Source organism: Phenylobacterium aquaticum, assembly GCF_022695515.1.
GTDB lineage: Bacteria > Pseudomonadota > Alphaproteobacteria > Caulobacterales > Caulobacteraceae > Phenylobacterium > Phenylobacterium aquaticum.
Genome location: NZ_JALDPT010000001.1, coordinates 375,431 through 396,914, shown reverse-complemented (window position 1 = coordinate 396,914; position 21,484 = coordinate 375,431). Strand labels below are relative to the sequence as shown.

The window sequence follows — 21,484 nt, the reverse complement described above, 5'->3', positions numbered from 1 at the left end:
TGACCGCGCAAACAGGCCGGACACAAGACTGCACCCGACCACGACGCCGAAACCTCACATCAACCCTTGCAATGCGGGAGCCATCCACACAGGACCTTCGCCCCGCCGGGACGCGGGCGGCCGACCAGGCTGACCGGCTGCTCATTGAGCAGGTGGTTGCGGAACGGCGCGCGCGCGTCGCGCTGAGCGGCGCTGTTGGCCAGCACCACATCGATGGCGTGGGCGTCCAGCTGGGCCAGCAGGTCCCGCATCGTCCCGGACCGGACGATCAGCTCCACATCGGCCCGGCCGACCAGGGGGCGCAGAAACTCCAGCTGAAAATTGCGCGACAGGGTGGTGAGCGCGCCCACCCGCAGAATCTGGCGGCTGGCGAGCGGGCGGCCCTCCAGGGTGCTCATCAGCTCGTCGCCGGCCTGGAAGACCGTGTCGGCATAGTCCAGCGCGATCTGGCCGGCCTCGGTCAGGATCAGCTTCTTGCCGACCCGATCGAACAGGGGATGGCCCATCTGGTGCTCGAGCTTCTGGATCTGCACCGACAGAGCCGACTGCGAGAGGTTCATCCGCTCCGCGGCGCGGGTCAGGCTGCCCTCGTGGGCGACCGCCCAGAAGTAGCGGAGGTGGTTGAAATTCAGCTGGGCCATATCGTTCTATAAAACAGAACGAAATCCGCGAAACAATGAATTTTCCAGGAGCCCGGCCTGCGGATAGCTCTCCCCGTCGATCCGTTCGACGCAATCAGGGGGACAGCCATTGCCCAACGATCTCCTGCCGCTTCTGGCTCCGGCCGCGCTGGTGCTCAGCGCCGTTGTCGGGTTCTGCAGCCCCGGCCCACGGCCCGGGCTGGCGCCGAGGGTCGCCGAGCTCGCCGCCCTGGGGGCGCTGGCCGTCGCCGTGGCGTCCGCGATCGGGCTTGGGCTCCACGGCCCCGAGACCAGCCGCCTGGTCGGATGGGGCGGTCTGGGCCTGTCCCTGCGCCTCGACGCCGTCAGCGCCGTGATGATGCTGCTGGTCGCGTTCATCGGCTGGGTCGTGGTGCGATATGCGGCGACCTATCTGGACGGCGAGGCGCGGCAGGGCGCCTTCACCGGCTGGCTCTGCCTCACCCTGGCGTCAGTCTTGCTGCTGGTGCTGGCGGGCAATCTGGGCCAGCTCGTCGCGGCCTGGGTCGCCACCAGCCTGTTCCTGCACCGGCTGCTGCTGTTCCATCCTGGCCGCATCGCGGCCCGGCGGGCGGCGGCCAAGAAGTTCGTCACCGCGCGCCTTGGCGACGCCGCCCTCCTGGGCGCGGCAGGGCTGCTCGTCCTGGCCTATGGGACGGGCGACATCGCCACCGTCCTGCAGTCCGCCCGCGCGGGGGCCGGCGGCGGGCTGGCGATCGCGGCGGCCGGGTTGCTCGGCGTCGCGGCCCTGCTCAAGTCGGCGCAGTTCCCGACCCACGGCTGGCTGACCGAGGTGATGGAGACGCCGACGCCAGTGTCGGCCCTGCTGCATGCGGGCGTCATCAACGCCGGCGGTTTCCTGCTGATCCGGCTGGCCGATGTGATGCTGCTGGCGCCCGGCGTCCTGGCGGCTCTGGTGATGATCGGCGGCTTCACGGCCCTGTTCGGCGGTCTCGTCATGCTCACCCAGCCGGCGGTGAAGACCTCGCTGGCCTGGTCCACCGTCGCCCAGATGGGCTTCATGATCCTGGAGTGCGGGCTGGCGCTCTTCCCGCTCGCCATGCTGCACATCGTCGCCCATTCGCTCTACAAGGCCCACGCCTTCCTGTCCTCTGGTGGGGCGGTCGAGACCATCGCCGCCAACCGGCGCCCCGGTCCGGTGGCGATCCCCAAGGCGGGCGCGGTCGGTCGGGCCTTCCTCCTGGCCCTGGCGATCTATGCGGTGGTCGGGCTGGGGTTCGGCGTCCTGTACAAGTCGCCCCAGGCGATCGCGCTCGGCGCGATCCTGATCTTCGGCGTCGCCTATATGCTGGCCCAGGGTCTGGCGGACGCCGCGCCCCGGGCGCTCACCCGGCGCACCATCGTCTACGCCGTCGCCACCTCGGTCAGCTATTTCGGGCTCCAGGTGTTCGCCGTCTGGCTGACGGCGGGCGTCCTGCCCGCCGCGCCATCGCCCGGACCGCTGCAATGGACGCTGATCGTGCTGGCGGTCCTCAGCTTCGGCCTGGTGGCCGTGGTGCAGGCCATGTTCCCGCTCTGGGCCTTCCACCCGGCGGCCGCCGGCCTGCGGGTGCATCTCTCCAACGGCTTCTACGTCAACGCCGCCTTCGACCGCCTGCTGGGCGGCTGGCGCCTGCGCAGCTCCACCTGACCTTACCGGAGTAGGATCCATGATCTCCCAAGCCCAGTCCGGCGTCCTCGACGCCCGGACCCTGAGCGCGGCCGCCGATCGTGCGGCGCGCGCCATTCCCCCGGCCTGGCCACTGGCCTCCAGCGTCGCGGTCAATCCGTTCCTCGGCCAGACCGGCGAAGACCTCGCCACGGCCGGGGCGCGGCTGGAGCGGGTCGCCGGGGTGGGCGTCACCCTGCCGCGCAGCTGGCATCAGGCCCGCATCGCCGACGGCGCCGTCTCCGACGCCGATCTGTCCGCGGCCCTGGCGAGCGCCCCGGCGGACCTTCGTCCCTCCGACCTTTCCACCCTGAAGGCCCTGATACGCGCGCCGGGGCCCGCGGTCCGGGCGGCGCAGACGGTCGCCGACCTGGCGGCCCAGGCCTCCGGCCTCGACTGGCCGGGGCTGATCGCCGAGCGGCTCGGGGCCTGGGCGGCGGGCTATTTCGACGAGGGACAGGCGCTCTGGACCGCGCCGCGGGGCCGGGGCGCCTACGCCGCCTGGCGCGCGGTCGCGACCCACGACCTGACTCCCGAGATCGTCGGTCTTCCGGGCTTCGCCACCCTGGTCTCCGAAGCGCCCGAGCAGGCCTCCGACGCCGTCGCCGAGGCCGCGTCCCGGCTCGGCCTGCCGCCTGCGGCGCTCGAGACCTATTTCCACCAGATGCTGATGACCCTCGGCGGCTGGGCCCAGACGGCGCGCTACCGGCTCTGGCAGGCGGAACTTGCGGGCGGGACGGACGCGACGATCACCGACCTCCTGGCCATCCGGCTGATCTGGGAGACGGCCCTGTTCGAGCGCTATCGCGACCAGATCGCGCCGGCCTGGGCGGCCGCCCTGGCCCAGCATGCGGCGCCCGTCGCGCCGCGCACCGACCACGTGGTCGACGCCATCCTGCAGGAGGCCGCCGAGCGCGCCGCCCAGCGGAGCCTGGCCGAACTGCTGGCCGCGCCGGGACCCGAGCCCGCGGAGACCCGTCCCGCACTGCAGGCCGCCTTCTGCATCGACGTCCGCTCAGAGGTGTTCCGGCGCGCCCTGGAATCCCTCAGCCCCCAGGTCCAGACCCTCGGCTTCGCGGGCTTCTTCGGCCTGGCGACCTCGCATCGGCGCTTCGCCTCCGACGTCGAGGACCTGCGGCTTCCCGTGCTCCTCAACCCCGGTCTGCGGTCCTGTTCGGGCGACCTCGTCGACGCGGCGTCCGACCGGCTGGCGCGGATCAAGGCGCGGGCCAAGCGAGCCTGGGGCCGGTTCAAGCTCGCCGCCGTGTCGTCCTTCGCCTTCGTCGAGGCCACCGGGCCGGTCTATGCCAGCAAGCTCCTGAGCGACGCCCTGGGGCTGCACGGCGCGTCGGCGCCTGACGATCCGGCGCCGCGGTTCGATCCCCCGCTGGATCTGGCGGCGCGGATTCAGGCGGCCGAGACCGTGTTGAGGGCCATGTCCCTGACCGACCGGTTCGCCCGGCTCGTCCTGCTGGCGGGCCACGGGGCCAATGTGGTCAACAACCCGCACGCCAGCGCGCTGCATTGCGGGGCCTGCGGCGGCTATTCCGGCGAGGTCAATGCGCGGCTGCTGGCCGGTCTGCTGAATGACCCCGAGGTTCGGGTCAGCCTGGCGGGCAGGGGGATCAGGATCCCTGCCGACACCTTGTTCGTCGCCGCCCTGCATGACACCACCACCGATCAGGTGACCCTGTATGAGCAGGACCATCCCGCGGTCTCCCACGCCGCCGATCTCGACCAGGCCGGGCTGTGGCTCGCCGCCGCGGGCCGGGTCAGCCGGGGAGAGCGGGCCCTGCGCCTGCCGCGAGCGGACGGGCCGGCGGCCGTCGCGCGGCGCAGTCGAGACTGGGCGGAGGTGCGGCCCGAATGGGGGCTCGCGGGCTGCCAGGCCTTCATCGCCGCACCGCGTCGGCGAACGGCCGGCAAGAGCCTGGAGGGGCGGGCCTTCCTGCATGACTATGACTGGAAGATCGATCAGGACTTCAGCGTGCTGGAGCTGATCCTGACCGCGCCCGTCGTCGTGGCGAGCTGGATCAGCCTGCAATATTACGGATCGGCCGTGGCGCCCTCGGTGTTCGGCGGCGGCGACAAGCTGCTGCACAACGTCACCGGCGGCATGGGCGTGCTAGAGGGCAATGGCGGGCTGCTGCGCACGGGTCTGCCCTGGCAGTCGGTGCACGACGGCGAGCGCTATGTCCACGAGCCCCTGAGGCTCACGGTCTGCGTCGAGGCGCCCCGTCAGGCGATGAGCGAGATCCTGGCGCGCCATCCGCAGGTGCGGGCCCTGTTCGACAATCGCTGGCTCCACCTCTTCGCCCTCGACCAGGCGGGTCGGATGGCGTGGCGCTACGCCGGCGACCTGGGCTGGATCGCCGAGGATCGAGCGGACCCATCCGCGGATCTCACGCCCCGGACCGCCGCGTGAAGCCGCGCCATCGCCCGCTTTAGGGCGGCGTCAGACGGCGGGCGCGGCGCGGGCCTCGACGGGCCAGTTCAAGGTCAGGGTCGTCCCCACGCCCGGGCGGCTTGAGACCGTCAGTTGCGCGCCGACCAGCCCGGCCCGGTAGCTCATGATCTGCAAGCCCAGATGGCCGGGCGGAATCTCTGAGGCGTCGAAGCCGCGGCCGTTGTCCGAAATGGTCAGTTCGGCGCGGCCGTGGTCAGTGGCCAGCCGCACCTCGACCCGGCTGGCCCGGGCATGGCGCGCGACGTTGGACAGGGTCTCCTGGGCCACGCGGTAGAACATCGCCTGCACCAGGGTGGGCAACATGGCCTTGCCTTCGATGTTCGCGTCGACCGGCAGGCGATTGGCGGCCGCGAACTGATCGACCAGCTCGCGCAGCAGCGACGACAGCGGCGAGCCCGCCAGCTTCTCGGCGTGCAGGTCGGTCATCAGGGTGCGGACTTCCTCAAGGGCATGGCGGTTGAGCGACCGGATCTGTTCGACCGCCTCCCGTTGGTCGCCGGCGCCGGCCTGCATCTGGGCCGACAGGGAGTCGGCGATGAGCGACGCCGAAAACAGGTTCTGGCTGACCGTGTCGTGCAGTTCCGCCGCCAGACGGCTCCGCTCCTCCAGCAGCGCGGTCTTGGCCGCGAAACGACTGACCTCGCCCACGCGATCGGCGACCTGGTTCTCCAGGTCCGTGACCAAGGATTGCAGGGCGCCCGCCATCTCGTTGAAGGCGCCGGTGAGGTAGCCGATCTCGTCATTGTGGGTGATCGGGACCCGCACGCCGAAATCGCCCGCCTGGAAGGTCTTCATCCCCTCCAGCAGCGCGCCCATGGGCCGAATGAGGTTCAGGCGGAAATAGGTGGGCAGGGCGATCGAGACGGCCGCCGCGGCCGCCAGCATCAGCCAGGCGAGCGGCGCGTAGACATGGTTCAGCCGTTGCAGGAAGGCGAGATACTCGTCCTGGATCAGGGCCTGCCCCGGTGCGCCCTGCGCGACCCGTCCGCCGGCGAGCACAACCGGGCGCGGCGCGGGGTCGGCGCCTGAGGTGACGCCAAAGAACCAGGGCGCGGCCCTGGGTTCGAACAGTTCGACGGCCGGAGAGTCCGGTGTTTCCAGATAGTTCATGTCGATGACGCCGTCGCGATGCAGGACCAGCTGCAGCTGGCACTGGCCGCGACGGGCGCCGCGGCCGCATTCGGCTTTCCATCTCAGCACGACCCGATCGGATCCGCGCGCCGCGGTGACCCCCGTTCCGCTCTGCGGGATCATGCGGATGGCGAGGGGATAGATCGCTGGCTGGGAGCCGTAGCCCATGGCCAGGTCGAGCCAATCCGGCGTCCGGGCGAAGCCGACCGCGCCGTTCGGACTGACGAACAGGGTCCGTCGGTCCGCGCCGTAGAAGGGAAAGGCGAAGGGCAGATCGAGACGGCCGTCCGGCGCCGTGATCGGCGCTCCGCCCAGGCTGTCCGGCGCAAAGGGCGCCAGTCCGGCCGCGTAGCCGCCCTTGCCGTCCGGAACAAATCGCAGGGTCGTGCCGGTGGTCACCGCGGCCGGTGGGTGGAAGTCCTCGATGAAGGCCGGGTCGATGAGCCAGTCGAAGCCGGCCAGCACGCCCAGAACCAGGGCGAGGCTGATCACCACCATCTTCAGCATGAAGGAGGACTGGTCGGCCTGGTAGCTGAAATAGATGAGGCTGAAGCCCGTGAGCAGGGCCAGCACCATCCAGCAGCTGATGACATCCAGGGGGAGCAGGTCGAACAATCGGCTCTGGCCTGCGGCCAGCATCGCGACCTGGATCAGGGGCAGGATTAGCAGGACGAGATAGGCGCGCGCCGCGGCGGCCGAACGCGGAAGGCCGCGCCGGAAGAGTCCGCCCAGATCGGCCCGCCCCCCGGCCTCCTGCTGAGCGACGAAGACCTGGCGCAGGAACACCCAGCCGCCCCAGCAGACGGCGGCGCCGATCCAGAGGTTGGCGATTTGCGGCTTGTACCAGGCCGTCCGATGCAGGATCGACCAGTCGGTCGCCAGCGCCGCGCCGGCCTCCGCCAGAAGCAGGACCAGGGAGATCGCCCCGATGATCCGCCGCTCACGTTCCGCGCCCGGAAGGTTGCGCGGAAAGCGATAGGCGAACTGGACAAAGGCCACCACCGCCCCGCTTCCGGCGACGGGGACCCAGGCCGGCGCCAGGATCCGCGGCGAGGTCAGCGGCTCCCACGGCATGGCGTAGGTGTCATAGAAGCCGCCCAGCTGCGAGCGAAGCAGGGAGAAGAGGATCGCGCCGGTCAGGCCGAGCATGGTCAGGGTGAGGAACAGGGTCGCACCCTGCATGCGCCAGGCCCTGCGCTCATCCTGAAGTTGGCGCAGGAAACAGAAGGTCAGGACGAGCACCAGGGTGAGCTCGGCCAGATAGCTAAGCGCGGCCGGATTCCACATCGAGGGCTAAAGACTCCGTCGGCCGACCGCGGGGGATGTCGCGATCGCATGAGTCCGGGGCAGACGCCGCCGATTTGGCGGCCCGAAATATGCCGGCGCTTCCCCAGCGCCATCGGGCCGTGCATTTTGCCGCATGTCGTTCATCCTGGACGGCCCGCCTTCGCGCGTCCTGTCCCTAGAGGTCCCCGATTTAAGCCGCCCATGGAACAGCCCCCAATTCGAATTCTTCTGGCGGACGACCACATGCTGGTGCGGGCGGGCCTCGCACGGGTGATCGGCGGCCGGGCCGACATGGAGGTGGTCGGGGAGGCGGAGAACGGGGAGGAGGCGTTGTTCCTCTGTCAGAAGCATCGCCCCGACATTGTGCTGATGGATGTCCGGATGGAGGGCATGGGCGGCATCGGCGCCACCGAGGCGATCCGCCGTTTTCACCCCAAGACCAAGGTCGTCGGCCTCAGCACCTTCCATGATCAGCGCACGGTCAGCGACATGGTGGCGGCCGGGGCCAGCGGCTTCCTGTCCAAGATCGTGTCCGCCGAGGAGCTGGTGAGTGCGATCCTGCGGGTTCACGCGGGCGAGGTGGTGCTGACCGAAGTCGCGCCCGCGCCTTCCGAAACCCGGCCTGACCCTGGCCGGTCGAAGCCTGCGATCGAGCTTGGCGAACAGCAGCGGACCACCCTGGCCCTGCTGACCAAGGGCTACACCAATCCCGAGATCGCCCGCTATCTGGGGGTCTCCGTGCCGACCGCGCGCTATCATGTGAGCGCCCTCCTGGCGAAACTCGAGGTCTCCAACCGGGCGGAAGCCGCGGCCCTGGCCGTCCGCGAGCGGCTCGTCTCCGCCGACGACTTCTAGACCGCTTCGGGCGCCTCGCCCCCTGTACGATCGTACAGTCCGGTTCTGCCGACCGACCAGTTCAGTCTTCCGCCCCTCCGGCTAGCTTCGGCGATGCGGGGGCGACATGGGGCGATCCTCCGCCGTGTCGGGCTTTGGGGGATGCTTTTGAACCGGTCTTTTGCAATGCGCCTGATGCTGGGCGCGGCGAGCCTTGCGCTCGCGGGCTGCGAGTCCTTTCCGCAGATGGACGTCCATCAGCAGCCCCTGCCGCGGCATCCGCCGGATCACCGCAGCCAGTTCCAGGACATCAGCGACGACGTCAGCCGAACCGCCGCGCAGAAGGCGGGGAAGTCCACGGTGTTCACCGAGAAGGAGGTCACCGAGTCGGTGACCCTGACCGCGCTGGAGGCCTACAGCCTGCTGCCCTTCGCCCGCTACGTCTATGGAGAGCCCAACGACGTCCGGATTTCGGTCGATACGGCCAAGAACACCCTGATCCTCACCGGCGAGGAGCGGCAGGTCGCGATCGTCGTCGACAAGCTCAAGGGGGTCGACAGCCCGGCGTTCCAGGGCATGCACGCCGCGATCGTCGAGCCGGAGTTCCTGAGCGTCGACACCTTCGCCAAGAAGCTCGCCGCCGCCCTGGGGGAGAGCGGCGTCCAGACCTCGTCGGACCTCAAGGGAGGCCACGTGGTCACCATCGTGCCGCACGGCAAGACCGATGAGGTGTTCATCCTGGTGGGCGCCGATGAGGTCGGACGCATCCGGGCCCTGACCGAACAGGTGGACGCCTACGCCGGCGATCCCAACGCCAACAGCGTCTTCGTCTATCGGGTGCGCAACACCGACGCGTCCAACCTGGCCGCCTCCCTGCCGGGCGCCGCGCCCCTGGGGACGCCCAACGCCGCTCTGAACGGGGCGGTGATGGTCGACACCGTCGGCAACAAGATCCTCTTCGCCGGGACTTACCGGAAGTACCAGGAGGTCCACGAGCTGCTGACCAAGCTGGATGTCAGGCCCAAGCAGGTGCTGATCCAGGCCGAGGTCGCCGAGGTGTCGCTGAATGACGAGACCCAGTACGGCCTGGAGTTCTATTTCCAGCAGCATTCGCCGCACACCTCGTCCGTCGGCGGCACCAAGGGCGGTCTCGGGCTGGCCAAGACGGGCTTTAGCTATGTGTTCACTGGCCGAGACATCGGCGCGACCTTCCAGGCCTACGCCTCGAACAACAAGGTCAACCTGCTCTCGCGCCCGAGGGTCTTCGTCCGCTCCGGATCGGAAGCCTCGGTCCAGGTCGGTTCCGACGTCCCGATCATCACCCAGGTGGCCAGCACCAACATCCAGAACAACGGCCAGTCGGCCATTCTGGAGCAGATCACCTACCGCCAGACCGGGACCATCCTGCGCATCAAGCCGGTGGTCTATGGCGACCGGGTCGACCTGCAGGTGAACCAGGAGATCTCGGCCCAGCAGCCGGACGCGGTGGCGGCCATCAACAGCCCGGTCATTCTCAAGCGCTCGCTGCAGACCACCCTGTCCCTGCAGGAGGGCGACACCGCCCTGCTCGGCGGGCTGATCGAGGACCAGTACACCAAGGGCAATGGCGGCGTGCCGCTGATGAAGGACATTCCCGTGCTGGGCCAGGCGTTCCGGGCCGACACGGTGACCGGCGGCAAGGTCGATCTGGTGCTGCTGCTGACGCCCTACATTGTCGACGATTCCAACGACATGACCGACATCACCAACGCCTTCGACGCGGACATGAACCGGGCGTTCCTGATCGGCCGCAGCTACTCCTACACCCTGCTCCCCTGGTCGGTCGGCCGCAACATCGGCGGGGGCGGCGTGCCCCAGGTCCACCCGGGTGACCGCGGCCAGGTGACCGAGGGCAAGCCCTCCGTCGGCAACTGAGCTTTCCCCGGCTCACGCGCCGGGCCTGTACGTCAAACCAGCCAAAAATTGGGGGCTATCATGAAGAAGACACTCACCAGCCTGCTCGCGGCGGCGACCGCGATGGGCCTCGCCCTGGGGGCCAACCCGGCCGCGGCCGGCACGATCGGCATCCAGTTCGCCGCCTACGGCGCCAAGGACGATCCCAAGATGCCGCCCGCCGATGTCGGGCATCTGCCGCCCCAGCAGGGCCCCGTGAACAGCATGGTGACCAACATGTGCCAGGGCCAGACGAGCTGCACCGTGCCGGCGGATAATCAGCACTTCGGCGATCTGGCCCCGATGCATCCGAAGAAGCTCTGGATCAGCTTCAACTGCTCCGGCCTGGCTCAACCGCTCGCTTCCGTGGACGAGGGCCACCCGCTCACCATCAGCTGTCCTCAGGCCGCGGCGGCGAACCCCGCCGCCAGCCTCCCGGTCATCTCCGCGGTGGCGAACGTCGACATGTTCGGCGTCTCCTACGACAAGGCCAAGAGCATCTTCACGGCCCAGTGCGTCGGCAAGCGCGATTGCGTCTTCACCTTGCACCTCGCGGACATCGGCGCGGCGCACCCGCTGAATCCGCCGATGATGTACGTGCAGTGGGCCTGCATCTCGCCGGATCATTCGAAGAGCACGCAGATGCCGGCGGCGCTCATGAACGACGGCCAGACGGCCCACTTCGTCTGCCCGTAACACCCTGGCTGCGGCGGCGCGGCCCTGGGGCGCGCCGCCGCCTTCCAAACCGCGGTGAGAATCCAAATGCCTGAGACGTCCGTCATGACCACCCGCCGCCACATTCTCCTGGCCGCCTTGACGCTGCCCATCGTCGTTCCGGCGCCCGCGCTGGCGGCCCAGATCTATGTGAAGACCCTGACCGGCAAGACCATCACCCTGGATGTCGAGCTCTCGGACGGCATCGAATCGGTCAAGCAAAAGCTTCAAGAAAAGGAGGGAATTCCTCCTGATCAGCAGCGTCTGATCTACAAGGGCAAGCAACTCGAAGACGGCAGGGCGCTGTCCGATTACGGCATCCAGAAGGAGGAGACCCTCCAACTGGTCCTCCGGCTGCGCGGCGGCTGAAGAGATCCACCCCCGAATTCCCACGGAGATTGCAATGAACCTGAAGCCGTTCCTGGCGCCGCTGGCGCTCGTCCCGATGCTCGCCCTGGTCACACCCGCCGCCGCCGCGCCGGTGAAGGTCACCGTCGTCTACGCCAACAAGACCGCTGTGATCGACACGGACACCACCTTCCCGATCTCGGCGCTGCGCGGTCAGATCGAACCGGTCACCGGGATCGCCGCCAAGTACATGTCCATCCAGGTCATCGCCCCGAAGCCGGCCATGCTCAACGAGGCCGCCAGGACGCTTGAGAGCTATGGGATCTATACGGACTTCCGGGCCGTCGTCCGCGCCCAGGCTACGCCCAACAGCTAGGGGCGCCCGGCCCGACCTGGACCTCCGGTGGGGTGGGCCTGTCCCACGTCGTCATTGACGCCGCGCCGTCCCGACTGTCCGTTAGGGCGATGACCCGCCCCTTCCTCGCCGCGCGCCTCGTCGCCTGCGCCGTGCTCGCCCTGTCCCTGTCCTCGACCGCGCGGCCCAGCCCGCGGGGTCGGACAGTCCCGGCCGCGATATCGTGATCGGTCGGTCCTATGAGATGACCTCGACGGTCCTGGGCGACCGACGGCGGATCAATGTCTATCTGCCGGACGGATATGGAGAATCCGGCCGAACCTTTCCGGTGCTGGTCCTGCTGGATGGCGGCGAGCGGGAGGATTTCCACCACATCACCGGCCTGGCCCAGATCAATGCGGCCTACGGCCAGGGCCAGCCGCTCATCGTGGTCGGGATCGAGGGCGTGGATCGCAAGCATGATCTGACCTCGCCGGCGACGAACGCCGCGGACCAGAAGCGCCTGCCGACCGCCGGCGGCGCAGCGGCCTATCGCCGCTTTCTCCGCGAAGACCTGAAGCCCTGGGTGGCGGCCCGCTATCGGACCAATGGCCGCTGGGCCTTGATGGGCGAATCCCTCGCCGGCCTCTTCGTGGCCGAGACCCTGCTGCGGGAGCCGTCGAGCTTCGACGACTATGTCATCGTCAGTCCCAGTCTCTGGTGGAACCAGGGCGCCCTGGCGGCCGAGGCCAAGGCCGATCTTCAGCGCGCCCGGTTCGCAGGGGCCCGGGCCTGGATCGCCTTTGACGATCCGCCGCCGCCCGCCGATCAGGCCCGCAAGGATCGGGCGGAGCAGGACCAGCTTGAGGCGGCGTTTCGCGACACCCGCCCGGCCGGACTCACCTGGACCGTCACGCGGCCCGGCGAAACCCACGGGGGAATCTATCACCCCGCGGCGCTGCAAGCCTTTCGAGCCCTTTATGGTTCGCCGGGCGGCTGAGGTCGCATCGGGCGAACGGTGGAGCTCCCCCGGGGCGGGCGATCCCCCCTCGACGCCCGTGGGGCGCCGTACGGCGGTGGTTGCAGTCGAAGGCGGCTTGATCTCCACTGGCGCTCCAGGCCGTAGCGTCTGAGGAGGACACGAACCGCGCGATGATCGAGGACGCCTGCGTTCTATTGGTGGACGACGACCTGGGGCTCAGGACCCAGATCGGCGGCTATCTGGCCGAAAACGGCCTCAGGGTCCTGACGGCGGCCGACGCCGCGGAGATGGATGAGGTCCTGGCGACCCATTCGGTGAACCTGATCGTGCTCGACCTCAACCTGCCGGGAGAGGGCGGGCTGTCGATCTGCCGACGCCTGGCCGTTCGTCGCAGTCCGGCGGTGATCATCGCCAGCGCCGCCGGGGAGGAATTCGACCGCGTGCTGGGCCTGGAGATCGGCGCTGACGACTATCTGGCCAAGCCGTTCAGTCCGCGCGAACTGCTGGCCCGGGTGCGGTCGGTGCTGCGACGTGGCGCGGAGTCCGCCAAGGGCGCCCGCACCCGCCAGGTGGTCTATCACTTCGCCGGCTTCATCTATGAGCCCTCGCGCCGTCAGCTGCGTGCGCCGTCAGGGACCAATGTGGTGCTGACCCTGGGCGAGGCGGGTCTGCTCGGGGCCATGCTGGAGGCGCCCGGGCGCATCCTCTCCCGCGAGGAGCTGCTGGGCGCGCCGCCGAAGTGGATAGCCGCGCGGTCGACCTGCAGATCAGCCGCCTGCGTCGGAAGCTCCAGACCCACGGCGCCGCCGAGTTCATCCAGACCCGCTGGGGCCCGGGCTATGTCCTTGACTGCCAGGTGCTGCGCGCGTGACCCGCGCCTCTGACCGCCTCAGTCTGACCGGGCAGATGATGGTCCTGATCCTGGCCGTCATTCTCCTGGCTCAGGCCATGACCGTGGTGGCGGTCGTGCTCATGCCGCCGGCCCAGCCGCCCCGCTATGACGTGACCGAAGTGGCCGCGGTGCTGCGGGGGGATCCCATCCGCACCGACAACCGAAGGCCTCTGCGCCGGGTGGAGGTCCAGGATCTGCCGCCCGAGTTCGCCGATGACCAGATGATGGGCCCCGGCCAGCGGTCGGAGACGCTCGCCCGCCTGCTCGCCACGCCGGTGGAGACCGTTCGGCTGCATTTCCGGAGCCCGTCCCGCCTTGTGGAATTGACCTCGGGCGGGGGGCCGGGTCATGCCGACCGCCGGCCGCCCGGGGCGCCGCCTGGCCCCCCGCGCAACCTTCAGGCCGAGCGCGGCCCGCCGCCGCCGCGAGACGGAGTCTCCGGACCGCCGTCCGGACCGCCGTCCGGGCCGCCCTCTGGACCGCCCCCGGGAGAACCGCGGGCGATCCGAACGAGCTCCACGACCTTCTTCGGTGAGTTCGCCGCCGCCTGGCGACGGCCGGATGGCGTGTGGGTGGTGGTGTCGCCGGCGCCGGAGACCGAATGGGTGCGCCGTGTGCTATTCTGGCTGGGGGCGGGACTGCTGGTCACCGCGCCCCTTGGCTACTGGTTCGCGCGCCGGATCGCGGCGCCGATCAGCGGCTTCGCCCTGTCCGCCGAACGCCTGGGCCGTGATCCCCAGGGGCCGATGATCGCGCCGGACGGCCCGGCGGAAGTCGGGGTGGCGGCCCGGGCGTTCAATGAGATGCAGCAGCGCATCCGCCGCTTCGTCGCCGACCGCGTAGGCATGGTCGGCGCGATCTCGCACGATCTGCGCACCCCGCTCACCCGCATCCGCTTCAAGCTGGAAAAGGCGAGCCCGGAGGTCCGCGCCGCCATCCTGTCCGACGTCGAACAGATGGAGCAGATGATCGGCGGGGTGCTGGCCTTTGTGCGCGATGGCCAGGATCCCACCCCGCGGGAGCGGCTGGACCTGGCCTCCCTGGTGGCCTGCGCCGTGGATGATGCGGCCCTGACCGGCGCCGACGCGACGATGGACCTGGACGAGGCCCTGATCGTCGATGGCCACCCGGTGTCCCTGCAGAGGCTGTTCGCGAACTTGATCGACAACGCGGTCAAATATGGCGGCTGCGCCCGGGTGCGGGTGGGCCGGGATCGGGACGCGGCCGTGGTGGAGATCGCCGACGAAGGACCGGGCATTGGGCCGGAGGACCTGGAAAAGGCCTTTGCGCCGTTCTTCCGCACCGAGCAGGCGCGGGCCCACGCCATGGGCGCGGGCCTGGGCCTGTCAGTGGCGCGCTCCATCGCCCGCGCCCATGGCGGAGACATTGTCCTGAAGTCGCCGGGGAAGGGGCTCCTGGTGGAGGTCCGCCTGCCCCTCGCCCCGGCGTGATCCAGGATCAGACCGCCAGGCCGATGGTGGCCGTGGCGGTGTAGCCGGCGCTGGTGCTGCCGCTGAAGCTGGGGGTCATGGCGGCGATCTGCGCCGAGGTGTTGTCCCCGAATATGCCGTCCGTCGACAGGCTGACCTTGGCGAAGTTGGTCACGCTGGCGCTGTAGCCGGTGGTCGCGAACACCGTGTTGCAGATGTCGGTGGGCATGGCGAGCTGGGAGACCAGGGCGCGGTTCGCATAGCTCGTCGCCGTCGCCAGGCTCGGATAGACCTCGAAGTGCATGTGCGGCCAGCGGCCGTCATAGCAGGCGGGGAAGATGGTGACGAACGTGACCTTGCCGCTCGAATCCGTGACCTGGACCCCGCGCAGATAGTTCTCGTTCTGGATAGCCGAGGAATACAGCGAATACTCGCCCGAGCGGTTGCAGTGCCAGAGATAGATGGCGTAGCCGGACAGCGGCGCGCAGCCGTTGTTGGTGTTCACCAGCGTCAGGGTGAGCGTCACCAGAATGCCGGGCGCCGTCGTGGTGGAGCTGCCGAAGCTCGACCGGATGTCGCTGCGCACGACCCCGCTCTGGGTCAGGATGTTCGACACCACGCCATTGACCGTGTTCGAGCCGTCGGAGGGGTAGGGGCCGTTGGTCTCGGTCGGATCCGCCACGCAAGATCCGGACGACGTCGTCGTGGTCGTGGTGGTGGTCGTCGTCGTGCTGGTGGTGGACGCCGTCGAGCTGGTGGTGCTCGAACTCGAGCCGCCGCCGCCGCAGGCCGCCAGCAGGGCCGCGGACCCGCCTGTGGCCAGCCACCCCAGCAGACGCCGACGCTGCATCTGGGCCGCCATCACCTGAAGGTCATGCTGCAGGCCCCGGTCATGGTCGTCGATGTGGTCGTGGGCGTGATCGGTCATGGGTCATCTCCTCTTTGCGCCCCGGGAGTTGACCCTCGGCGTGAAGGAGATTTCGAGCCATTTCAATTCGACTGAATTGAGAAAAAACCGTATCAGGCGCAATTCATATCGAAATTGTTCTAATACAACTCCGTCATTTTGAGGTCATGCGAGGCATATTGGAAATGTAATCAGAATATCGACGCGTCGCGACGAGGGTTTTGATCTATGTCATCCAGGCGACCATTCCGACATGACGTGCGGCGGGACAATCTGTTTTGCCAGGTCTCTGAGCGTGTTTTGTCGGGGCGTCTCTTCTTGGCCACACTCCTGATCCTCGTCCTGCTGACGGCCGCGCCCGCGCGGGCCCAGGTGATCGAGATCGGCGCGGACGGTGAGGTCGTGAAAGTCGGACCGGGCTGGGGGACCCCCGCCCCAACCGCGCAGGCGAAACCCTACGCCGCCGACCTGGTCGCCGCGGCGGCGGCCTACGACCTCAGCCCCGACCTGCTGGACGCCCTGGTCCGATCCGAGTCCGGCTATGACGCCAAGGCGCGCTCGGCCGCCGGCGCCATCGGCCTGACCCAGCTGATGCCGGCCACCGCGGCCGCCTCGGGGTCGACCCCTGGGACCCCTCGCAGAATCTGATGGGCGGCGCGGCCTATCTGCGCGCTCAGCTCGACCGCTTTGACGGGGCCGTCGATCTGGCCCTCGCCGCCTACAATGCGGGTCCGGCCAGGGTGGCCCGGGCCGGGGGCGTGCCCGCCATCGCAGAGACCCAGACCTATGTCGGCCGCAACCTCGAGCGGCTGGCCGACCGCGCCCTGCCTTCCCCTCGCTGACCTCCCGGAGCCCGCCGATGCGCCAGACCCATGCTTTCTCCCTCGCCGCCCTGATGTCCGCCGCCCCGGCCCTGGCCATCGCCGAGCCCGCGGGCGCTGAGCCGATCAACAACGCCCTGGCCTGGATCCAGGGGGCTCTGCTCGGCAACGTCGCCACGCGCGCGCGATTGCGGTGGCCATGGTGGGCTTCCTGATGCTGACCGGCCGGCTGAACTGGCGTTTCGGCGCCACCGTCATCCTGGGCTGCTTCATTCTGTTCGGCGCCACAACCATCGTCGCCGGCATCCGGGCCGCGGCGGGCTGACATGGCCGATCTCATCCGGGTTCCCGTCTTCCGCGCCCTGACCCAGCCGCAGATGTTCGCCGGCGTGACCTACAGCTTCTTCACCCTCAACGGCGCGCTGACCACCGAAGCGTTTCTGGTCACGCGGTCCTTCTGGGCGCTGCTGCTGGCGGCCGTCCTGCATGGCGTGGGCTACCTCGCCTGCCTGAAGGAGCCCCGGATTTTCGACCTGTGGATCGCGCGGGTCAGCCGTTGTCCGCGTCTGCCGAACTGGCGGCGCTGGGGCTGCAACTCCTATGCCCCGTGAGGCTGCAATGAGCGCATGGACCGGCTTCGCCGCCTGGATGGCCCGGGAAAGATCAGCGGGCGAACGACTGCCCTACGCCACCGTCGCCGAGGGGCGCACGGTCGTGCTGCGCGATGGCGGCCTGATGCAGGTGCTGCACCTGCAGGGCCTGTCTTTTGAGACCGCCGACACCGAGGACCTGAACCGCCGACATGCGGCCCGGGAGGCGGCGCTGCGCGCCCTGGGCGGCTCGCGCTTCGTGATCCGCCACCACATTCTGCGCCGCCGGGTGAGCGTCTCCCAGGCCGCCAGCTTCGAGGACCCGATCTGCGCCGAGATCGACCGGCGCTGGCAGGCGCGGATGGCGGAGCGGCGCCTGTTCGTGAACGACCTGTTCGTGACCCTCCTGCGCCGCCCGGCCCGGGGCAAGGCGGGCCTGGCCCACCGCCTGTCCGACCTGATGGGCGGGATCAGGTCCGGCGACCGGGCGGCCGAGATCCGCGATCTGGATGCGGCCCGCGAGACCCTGATGGCGGCCTTGGGTCCCTATGGCGCAAGGCTCCTGGACGACTACCCGACCCCGCATGGCGTCTGTTCCGAGCCGCTGGAGTTTCTCTCGGCGCTCTACAACGGCGAACTGCGGCCCATGCTCAGGCCGGTCGGCGATGTCGGCCGCCACATCCCCTATGTCCGGACCAGCTTCGGCCTCGACGCCGTGGAGCGACGGCGTCCGGACGGGCGGAGCGACTTCTCCGCCATCCTCGGTCTGAAGGACTACCCGCCCCAGGCGACGCCGGGCATGTTGGACGCCCTGCTGCGGCTGCCCTACGAGATGACGGTCTCGGAGAGCTTCGCCTTCGTCGACCGCCAGATCGCCCAGGAACGGGTGGGGCTGGCCGTGCGGCGCATGCGGGCCGCCGATGACGACAGCGCCAGCCTCCGCCACGGTCTGACGGCGGCCAAGGACGACATCGCGTCAGGCGCCGCGGCCTTCGGCGAGCACCAGATGAGCGTGCTGGTCCGGGCCGACAGCCTCGAGGCCCTGGACGCCGCCGCCGCAGACTGCGCCGCCGCCCTGGCCGATGTGGGCGCCGTGGCGGTGCGCGAGGATCTCGCCCTGGAGCCCGCCTTCTGGGCCCAGCTCCCGGGCAATGAGGCCTATGGCGCCCGCACGGCCCTGGTGAGCAGCGGCGCCTTCGCCGCCCTGGCCTCCTTGCACGGCTTTCCCATCAGCCAGGCCGAGGGCGGTCACTGGGGGCGGGCGGTGTCGGTGCTGGAGACCACCTCGGCCACGCCCTATTTCTTCAACTTCCACCAGGGCGACCTGGGCCACTTCACGGTGATCGGGCCGTCGGGCTCGGGCAAGACCGTGGCGCTCAACTTCCTGGCCGCCCAGGCGCGCAAGCTGGCCGACCGGGCGGTGTTCTTCGACAAGGACCGCGGCGCCGAGATCTTCCTGCGCGCCACGGGCGGGGTCTACGCCAGTCTCCGGCCCGGCGAGCCCACCGGATTCAACCCGCTTCAGCTGCCTGACACGCCCGCCGATCGCGCGTTCCTGCGCACTTGGATCGCGTCCCTGGTCACCGGCCGCGGGGAGGGGCTGACGCCGGCTCAGGACGCCCTGATCGCCGCGGCGGTGGACGCCAATTACGACCAGGACCCCGTCTATCGCCGGCTGTGCTACTTCCGGGAGTTGCTGGAGGGCCGCGGTCGTCCGGGGCCGGACGATCTGGCCTCCCGCCTCGCGCCCTGGTGCGGCGAGGGCGAACACGCCTGGCTGTTCGACGCGCCCCAGGACCGCCTGGACATCGGCGCCGCGACCCTGGGCTTCGACATGACCGAGCTCCTGGACAGCCCCGCCCTGCGCACCCCGGCCATGCTCTACCTCTTCCACCGGGTGGAGGAGCGTCTCGACGGCTCGCCCACCCTGATCGTCATCGACGAGGGGTGGAAGGCCCTGGATGACCCGGTCTTCGCCGCTCGCATCCGCGACTGGATGAAGACCCTGCGCAAGCGCAACGCCATCGTCGGCTTCGGCACCCAGAGCGCCCGCGACGCCCTGGACAGCGCCATCGCCTCTGCGGTGATCGAGCAGGCCGCCACCCAGCTCTTCATGCCCAATCCGAGGGCCCGGGCCGAGGACTATTGCGCCGGCTTCGGTCTGACGCGCCATGAGCTCGACCTGGTCCGAGCCCTGCCGGGCGAGTCCCGCTGCTTCCTGGTCAAGCACGGCGGCCACAGCGTTGTGGCCCGCCTGGATCTGTCGGGCATGCCGGATCTGGTCGCCGTGCTTTCGGGGCGAGAGGCAAGCGTCCGGCGCCTGGACGAGCTGCGTCGCCGACTGGGCGACCATCCCGCGCACTGGTGGGGCGAACTGGTCGGCACGCCCTGGCCGGGACCGACGCCCGCCCGCCGCGGCGCGCGTCTGCGGAGCGTGTCATGACGGCGTGCGGAGGTCTGAGCCCGGACGCCGGCCTTTCGGCCGGTCTGCAGGTGCTCGACTGCCAGGTGAACCTGGCTGTGGCCCAGGGCTACGGCCGGCTGTTCGCCGGCGGCGGGACCTTCAGCGCGGCCTTGACCTCGGCCTTGACCCTCTATGTCGCCTTCCTGGCGCTCGGCCTGATCACCGGACGCACGCGACTGTCGCTGCCGGCCCTGGCCCCCCGCGTCCTGACCCTGGGGCTGGTCCTGACCTTCGCCACCGCCTGGCCCGCCTATCACGCGGTGATCTACGGGCTCCTGACGGGCGGTCCCGACCAGGTGGCCCAGGCCCTGATGGGCGGCCGGGGCGGCGCGACCCAGGCCTTCGCCGGGCGGCTCGACATCCTGTTCGACGGCGTGGTGCAGGCGGCCCAGGGCCTCGGCGCCCAGGCCGGCCCGAACACGCCCCAAGTCCAGACCGCGCTTCGGCTTCTCTGGCTCAGCGGCCTGGTGCTGCTTCTGGCCACGGCGGGCCTCCTGGTGATCACCCACGTCGTCCTGGCGGTCCTCCTGGCCCTGGGGCCCCTGTTCGTGGCCACGGGCCTGTTCGACGCCACCCGAGGCCTGTTCCAGGGCTGGCTCAGAACCTCTGTGGGCTTTGGCTTCGCGCCCCTGCTGGTGGTGGTCGGCGGGGCAGGGGCGCTGGATCTGCTCAACCCCCTGGTGGTCGCCATCGCCGACGACCCCGCCGCCGCCGTCCGCGACCTGCGCCCGGTGGTCACCCTGTTCCTCGCCGCCCTCATCTATGCGGGCCTGACCCTCACCCTCGCCTGGGCCGCCTTCATGCTCACCCGCGACTGGCGTCCGGCCGCGAGCCGCGAGCCCGCGCCCGCACCCCCCGAGTCGGCGTCCGCACAGTCCTCGGCGCGCGCCGAGGTGGTCTCAGGCGCCGACGCCCGCGTCGCCGAGCTGGTCTCCGGCGCGACGCGGGACCTTCGGATCACCGGCGTCGCCCGATCCGCCGCCGGGACCTCCGCCCCCGCTCCGGCGGCGGCTCCGGGCTTGGGCGGGACGACGCTCGCCCGGGGGCTGGGCCAGACCCTGCGCACGCCCGGCCGCTCTCTTTCAGGACCCCTTGGATCATGAAGCCTCTGTTCTTCGCCGCCCTCTGCGCGGCCCCCCTCCTGGCGCCGGGCCTGGCGCTGGCCGACGCGCGGATTCGCGAGGTCCCCTATGACGATCGCGCCGTGGTCCGCCTCGACGGCTGCTTCGGGTTCCAGACCATGATCGAGTTCGCCGAGGGCGAGCGGATCGAGAACGTCGGGCTGGGCGAGGCCTCACAGTGGCTGGTGACGCCCAACAAGCGGGCCAATGTCCTGTTTGTGAAGCCCGCCTACCGGTCGACCCACAGCAACATGACCGTGGCCACGGATCGTCGACGCTACAGTTTCGAACTGGCGGCGCGGCCGACGGCGGCCTGCGCCAGGGGGCAGGTGGTCTATGACCTGCGCTTCAAGTACCCGGCTGAGCCAGAACCCGCCGCGCCGCCGCCGCCGGTCGCCGCCGCGGAGCCGGTCACGCCCGCGCCGGAGCTGCGCAACACCGCCTACAGCTTCGCCGGCAGCCGCGAGGCGGCGCCCCTGCGCGTGTTCGACAATGGCCGCTCCACCTGGTTCCAGTGGGACCCGGCCGTCGCGGCGCCGGCGGTCTATGCGGTGGGGTCGGACAAGACCGAGACCCTCGTCAACTTCAGCGCCCGCGGGGACTATCTGGTGGCCGACCAGATCGCGCCGTCCTTCGTTCTGCGCCGCGGGGCCTTCGTCGCCACCCTCTATAACGACGCCTACCGGGCGCCGGAGCTGGACGCCGCCGCGCCGCGAGCGCGGGCCGAGGTCAAGCCGCCGCCCACCGGGCTCGCTCGCCTCTTCCGGAGCTCCGCCGATGTTCGCTGACGCCGACCGCAGCGGGCGCGATCCGCGCCTGGCCCTGTCCGCCGCCGATCTCGCCCAGGCCGCCCGGCCGGTCCTGCCGCGGGTCGCCCGCACGCCGGCGCCGGCGACGGCCTG

The 21,484-nt window shown here is 70.0% G+C and carries 21 protein-coding genes and 1 pseudogene; 19 read left to right on the top strand and 3 right to left on the bottom strand.

Features of this window, described 5'->3' with window-relative positions; all coding sequences use genetic code 11:
- Window positions 1-59: 59 nt before the first annotated feature.
- On the bottom strand, window positions 60-641 hold the full coding sequence (locus MQH10_RS01820) for a LysR family transcriptional regulator (protein ID WP_242562361.1): 582 nt from the start codon (window positions 639-641) through the stop codon (window positions 60-62).
- 109 nt (window positions 642-750) lie between these two features.
- Between MQH10_RS01820 and MQH10_RS01815 the strand changes: the two genes are divergently transcribed.
- Window positions 751-2,310: a proton-conducting transporter transmembrane domain-containing protein gene (locus MQH10_RS01815; RefSeq protein ID WP_242562360.1), complete on the top strand. Its 1,560-nt coding sequence runs from the start codon at window positions 751-753 to the stop codon at window positions 2,308-2,310.
- A 19-nt stretch (window positions 2,311-2,329) separates the two neighbouring features.
- Window positions 2,330-4,753, top strand: a complete 2,424-nt coding sequence (locus tag MQH10_RS01810) for a YbcC family protein (RefSeq protein ID WP_242562359.1) — start codon at window positions 2,330-2,332, stop codon at window positions 4,751-4,753.
- Between the two features lie 30 nt (window positions 4,754-4,783).
- Here MQH10_RS01810 and MQH10_RS01805 read toward each other — a convergent pair whose 3' ends face one another.
- Window positions 4,784-7,213: a sensor histidine kinase gene (locus tag MQH10_RS01805; RefSeq protein WP_242562358.1), complete on the bottom strand. Its 2,430-nt coding sequence runs from the start codon at window positions 7,211-7,213 to the stop codon at window positions 4,784-4,786.
- A gap of 201 nt (window positions 7,214-7,414) precedes the next feature.
- Here MQH10_RS01805 and MQH10_RS01800 point away from each other — a divergent pair, with 201 nt between their 5' ends.
- The 9 genes and pseudogenes from MQH10_RS01800 to MQH10_RS01765 all read left to right on the top strand — a co-directional run bounded on the left by MQH10_RS01800 (window position 7,415) and on the right by MQH10_RS01765 (window position 14,700).
- Entirely contained in the window at window positions 7,415-8,068 is a 654-nt protein-coding gene (locus MQH10_RS01800) for a response regulator transcription factor (RefSeq protein WP_242562357.1), read from the top strand.
- Between the two features lie 165 nt (window positions 8,069-8,233).
- A complete protein-coding gene (locus MQH10_RS01795; protein WP_242562356.1) occupies window positions 8,234-9,961 on the top strand; it encodes a type II secretion system protein GspD in 1,728 nt (575 codons plus the stop codon).
- Between the two features lie 60 nt (window positions 9,962-10,021).
- A complete protein-coding gene (locus tag MQH10_RS01790) occupies window positions 10,022-10,675 on the top strand; it encodes an SUEL-type lectin domain-containing protein (RefSeq protein ID WP_242562355.1) in 654 nt (217 codons plus the stop codon).
- An 84-nt stretch (window positions 10,676-10,759) separates the two neighbouring features.
- Window positions 10,760-11,062, top strand: coding sequence for a ubiquitin-like protein (locus MQH10_RS01785; RefSeq protein WP_242562354.1), 303 nt, complete (start codon window positions 10,760-10,762; stop codon window positions 11,060-11,062).
- A gap of 34 nt (window positions 11,063-11,096) precedes the next feature.
- Complete coding sequence (locus MQH10_RS01780; protein WP_242562353.1) at window positions 11,097-11,417, top strand: ubiquitin family protein; 321 nt, start codon at window positions 11,097-11,099, stop codon at window positions 11,415-11,417.
- A 202-nt stretch (window positions 11,418-11,619) separates the two neighbouring features.
- Complete coding sequence (locus MQH10_RS01775; RefSeq protein WP_242562352.1) at window positions 11,620-12,375, top strand: alpha/beta hydrolase; 756 nt, start codon at window positions 11,620-11,622, stop codon at window positions 12,373-12,375.
- A 152-nt stretch (window positions 12,376-12,527) separates the two neighbouring features.
- Window positions 12,528-12,815: pseudogene (locus MQH10_RS27005) on the top strand (response regulator); the annotation flags it as partial.
- 281 nt (window positions 12,816-13,096) lie between these two features.
- On the top strand, window positions 13,097-13,228 hold the full coding sequence (locus MQH10_RS27000; protein WP_419720746.1) for a helix-turn-helix domain-containing protein: 132 nt from the start codon (window positions 13,097-13,099) through the stop codon (window positions 13,226-13,228).
- Window positions 13,225-14,700: a sensor histidine kinase gene (locus MQH10_RS01765; RefSeq protein ID WP_242562350.1), complete on the top strand. Its 1,476-nt coding sequence runs from the start codon at window positions 13,225-13,227 to the stop codon at window positions 14,698-14,700. Before MQH10_RS27000 ends, MQH10_RS01765 begins: the two co-directional genes overlap by 4 nt.
- 7 nt (window positions 14,701-14,707) lie before the next feature.
- Here the strand turns inward: MQH10_RS01765 and MQH10_RS01760 are convergent, their stop codons facing one another.
- Window positions 14,708-15,607 carry an intradiol ring-cleavage dioxygenase gene (locus tag MQH10_RS01760; RefSeq protein WP_242562349.1) on the bottom strand — a complete coding sequence of 300 codons (900 nt, stop codon included), beginning with the start codon at window positions 15,605-15,607 and terminating at the stop codon, window positions 14,708-14,710.
- Window positions 15,608-15,904: 297 nt separating this feature from the next.
- On the opposite strand from MQH10_RS01760, the gene MQH10_RS26265 reads away from it, so the two are divergent.
- Genes MQH10_RS26265 through MQH10_RS01725 form a run of 8 tightly spaced genes read left to right on the top strand, consistent with a single transcriptional unit; the run spans window position 15,905 to window position 21,370 of the window.
- The gene (locus tag MQH10_RS26265) at window positions 15,905-16,234 is read left to right on the top strand and encodes a transglycosylase SLT domain-containing protein (protein ID WP_272886634.1); all 330 of its coding nucleotides are present in this window, start codon (window positions 15,905-15,907) and stop codon (window positions 16,232-16,234) included.
- Entirely contained in the window at window positions 16,234-16,428 is a 195-nt protein-coding gene (locus MQH10_RS26260; RefSeq protein WP_272886633.1) for a lytic transglycosylase domain-containing protein, read from the top strand. The genes MQH10_RS26265 and MQH10_RS26260 overlap by 1 nt, the downstream gene beginning before the upstream one ends.
- A 17-nt stretch (window positions 16,429-16,445) precedes the next feature.
- A complete protein-coding gene (locus MQH10_RS01750; RefSeq protein WP_242562348.1) occupies window positions 16,446-16,622 on the top strand; it encodes a hypothetical protein in 177 nt (58 codons plus the stop codon).
- Window positions 16,607-16,732: a TrbC/VirB2 family protein gene (locus tag MQH10_RS01745; RefSeq protein ID WP_242562347.1), complete on the top strand. Its 126-nt coding sequence runs from the start codon at window positions 16,607-16,609 to the stop codon at window positions 16,730-16,732. The genes MQH10_RS01750 and MQH10_RS01745 overlap by 16 nt, the downstream gene beginning before the upstream one ends.
- 1 nt (window position 16,733) lies before the next feature.
- Complete coding sequence (locus MQH10_RS01740; RefSeq protein WP_242562346.1) at window positions 16,734-17,018, top strand: VirB3 family type IV secretion system protein; 285 nt, start codon at window positions 16,734-16,736, stop codon at window positions 17,016-17,018.
- Between the two features lie 7 nt (window positions 17,019-17,025).
- A complete protein-coding gene (locus MQH10_RS01735) occupies window positions 17,026-19,440 on the top strand; it encodes a VirB4 family type IV secretion/conjugal transfer ATPase (RefSeq protein WP_242562345.1) in 2,415 nt (804 codons plus the stop codon).
- Window positions 19,437-20,564 (top strand): TrbL/VirB6 family protein, encoded by a 1,128-nt coding sequence (locus tag MQH10_RS01730; RefSeq protein ID WP_242562344.1) that lies wholly within the window; start codon window positions 19,437-19,439, stop codon window positions 20,562-20,564. Before MQH10_RS01735 ends, MQH10_RS01730 begins: the two co-directional genes overlap by 4 nt.
- Window positions 20,561-21,370 carry a TrbG/VirB9 family P-type conjugative transfer protein gene (locus MQH10_RS01725; protein WP_242562343.1) on the top strand — a complete coding sequence of 270 codons (810 nt, stop codon included), beginning with the start codon at window positions 20,561-20,563 and terminating at the stop codon, window positions 21,368-21,370. Before MQH10_RS01730 ends, MQH10_RS01725 begins: the two co-directional genes overlap by 4 nt.
- The last annotated feature ends 114 nt before the right edge of the window (window positions 21,371-21,484 follow it).

Excerpts from the sequence above, each read along its gene's own strand:
- MQH10_RS01785 (WP_242562354.1), top strand. The coding sequence starts at position 10,760 with ATGACCACCCGCCGCCACATTCTCCTGGCCGCCTTGACGCTGCCCATC.
- MQH10_RS01730 (WP_242562344.1), top strand. The coding sequence starts at position 19,437 with ATGACGGCGTGCGGAGGTCTGAGCCCGGACGCCGGCCTTTCGGCCGGT.
- MQH10_RS01800 (WP_242562357.1), top strand. The coding sequence starts at position 7,415 with ATGGAACAGCCCCCAATTCGAATTCTTCTGGCGGACGACCACATGCTG.
- MQH10_RS01740 (WP_242562346.1), top strand. The coding sequence starts at position 16,734 with ATGGCCGATCTCATCCGGGTTCCCGTCTTCCGCGCCCTGACCCAGCCG.
- MQH10_RS01795 (WP_242562356.1), top strand. The coding sequence starts at position 8,234 with ATGCGCCTGATGCTGGGCGCGGCGAGCCTTGCGCTCGCGGGCTGCGAG.
- MQH10_RS01760 (WP_242562349.1), bottom strand. The coding sequence starts at position 15,607 with ATGACCGATCACGCCCACGACCACATCGACGACCATGACCGGGGCCTG.
- MQH10_RS01735 (WP_242562345.1), top strand. The coding sequence starts at position 17,026 with ATGAGCGCATGGACCGGCTTCGCCGCCTGGATGGCCCGGGAAAGATCA.
- MQH10_RS26260 (WP_272886633.1), top strand. The coding sequence starts at position 16,234 with ATGGGCGGCGCGGCCTATCTGCGCGCTCAGCTCGACCGCTTTGACGGG.
- MQH10_RS01750 (WP_242562348.1), top strand. The coding sequence starts at position 16,446 with ATGCGCCAGACCCATGCTTTCTCCCTCGCCGCCCTGATGTCCGCCGCC.
- MQH10_RS01810 (WP_242562359.1), top strand. The coding sequence starts at position 2,330 with ATGATCTCCCAAGCCCAGTCCGGCGTCCTCGACGCCCGGACCCTGAGC.
- MQH10_RS01805 (WP_242562358.1), bottom strand. The coding sequence starts at position 7,213 with ATGTGGAATCCGGCCGCGCTTAGCTATCTGGCCGAGCTCACCCTGGTG.
- MQH10_RS01790 (WP_242562355.1), top strand. The coding sequence starts at position 10,022 with ATGAAGAAGACACTCACCAGCCTGCTCGCGGCGGCGACCGCGATGGGC.
- MQH10_RS01745 (WP_242562347.1), top strand. The coding sequence starts at position 16,607 with ATGGTGGGCTTCCTGATGCTGACCGGCCGGCTGAACTGGCGTTTCGGC.
- MQH10_RS01725 (WP_242562343.1), top strand. The coding sequence starts at position 20,561 with ATGAAGCCTCTGTTCTTCGCCGCCCTCTGCGCGGCCCCCCTCCTGGCG.
- MQH10_RS01820 (WP_242562361.1), bottom strand. The coding sequence starts at position 641 with ATGGCCCAGCTGAATTTCAACCACCTCCGCTACTTCTGGGCGGTCGCC.
- MQH10_RS01780 (WP_242562353.1), top strand. The coding sequence starts at position 11,097 with ATGAACCTGAAGCCGTTCCTGGCGCCGCTGGCGCTCGTCCCGATGCTC.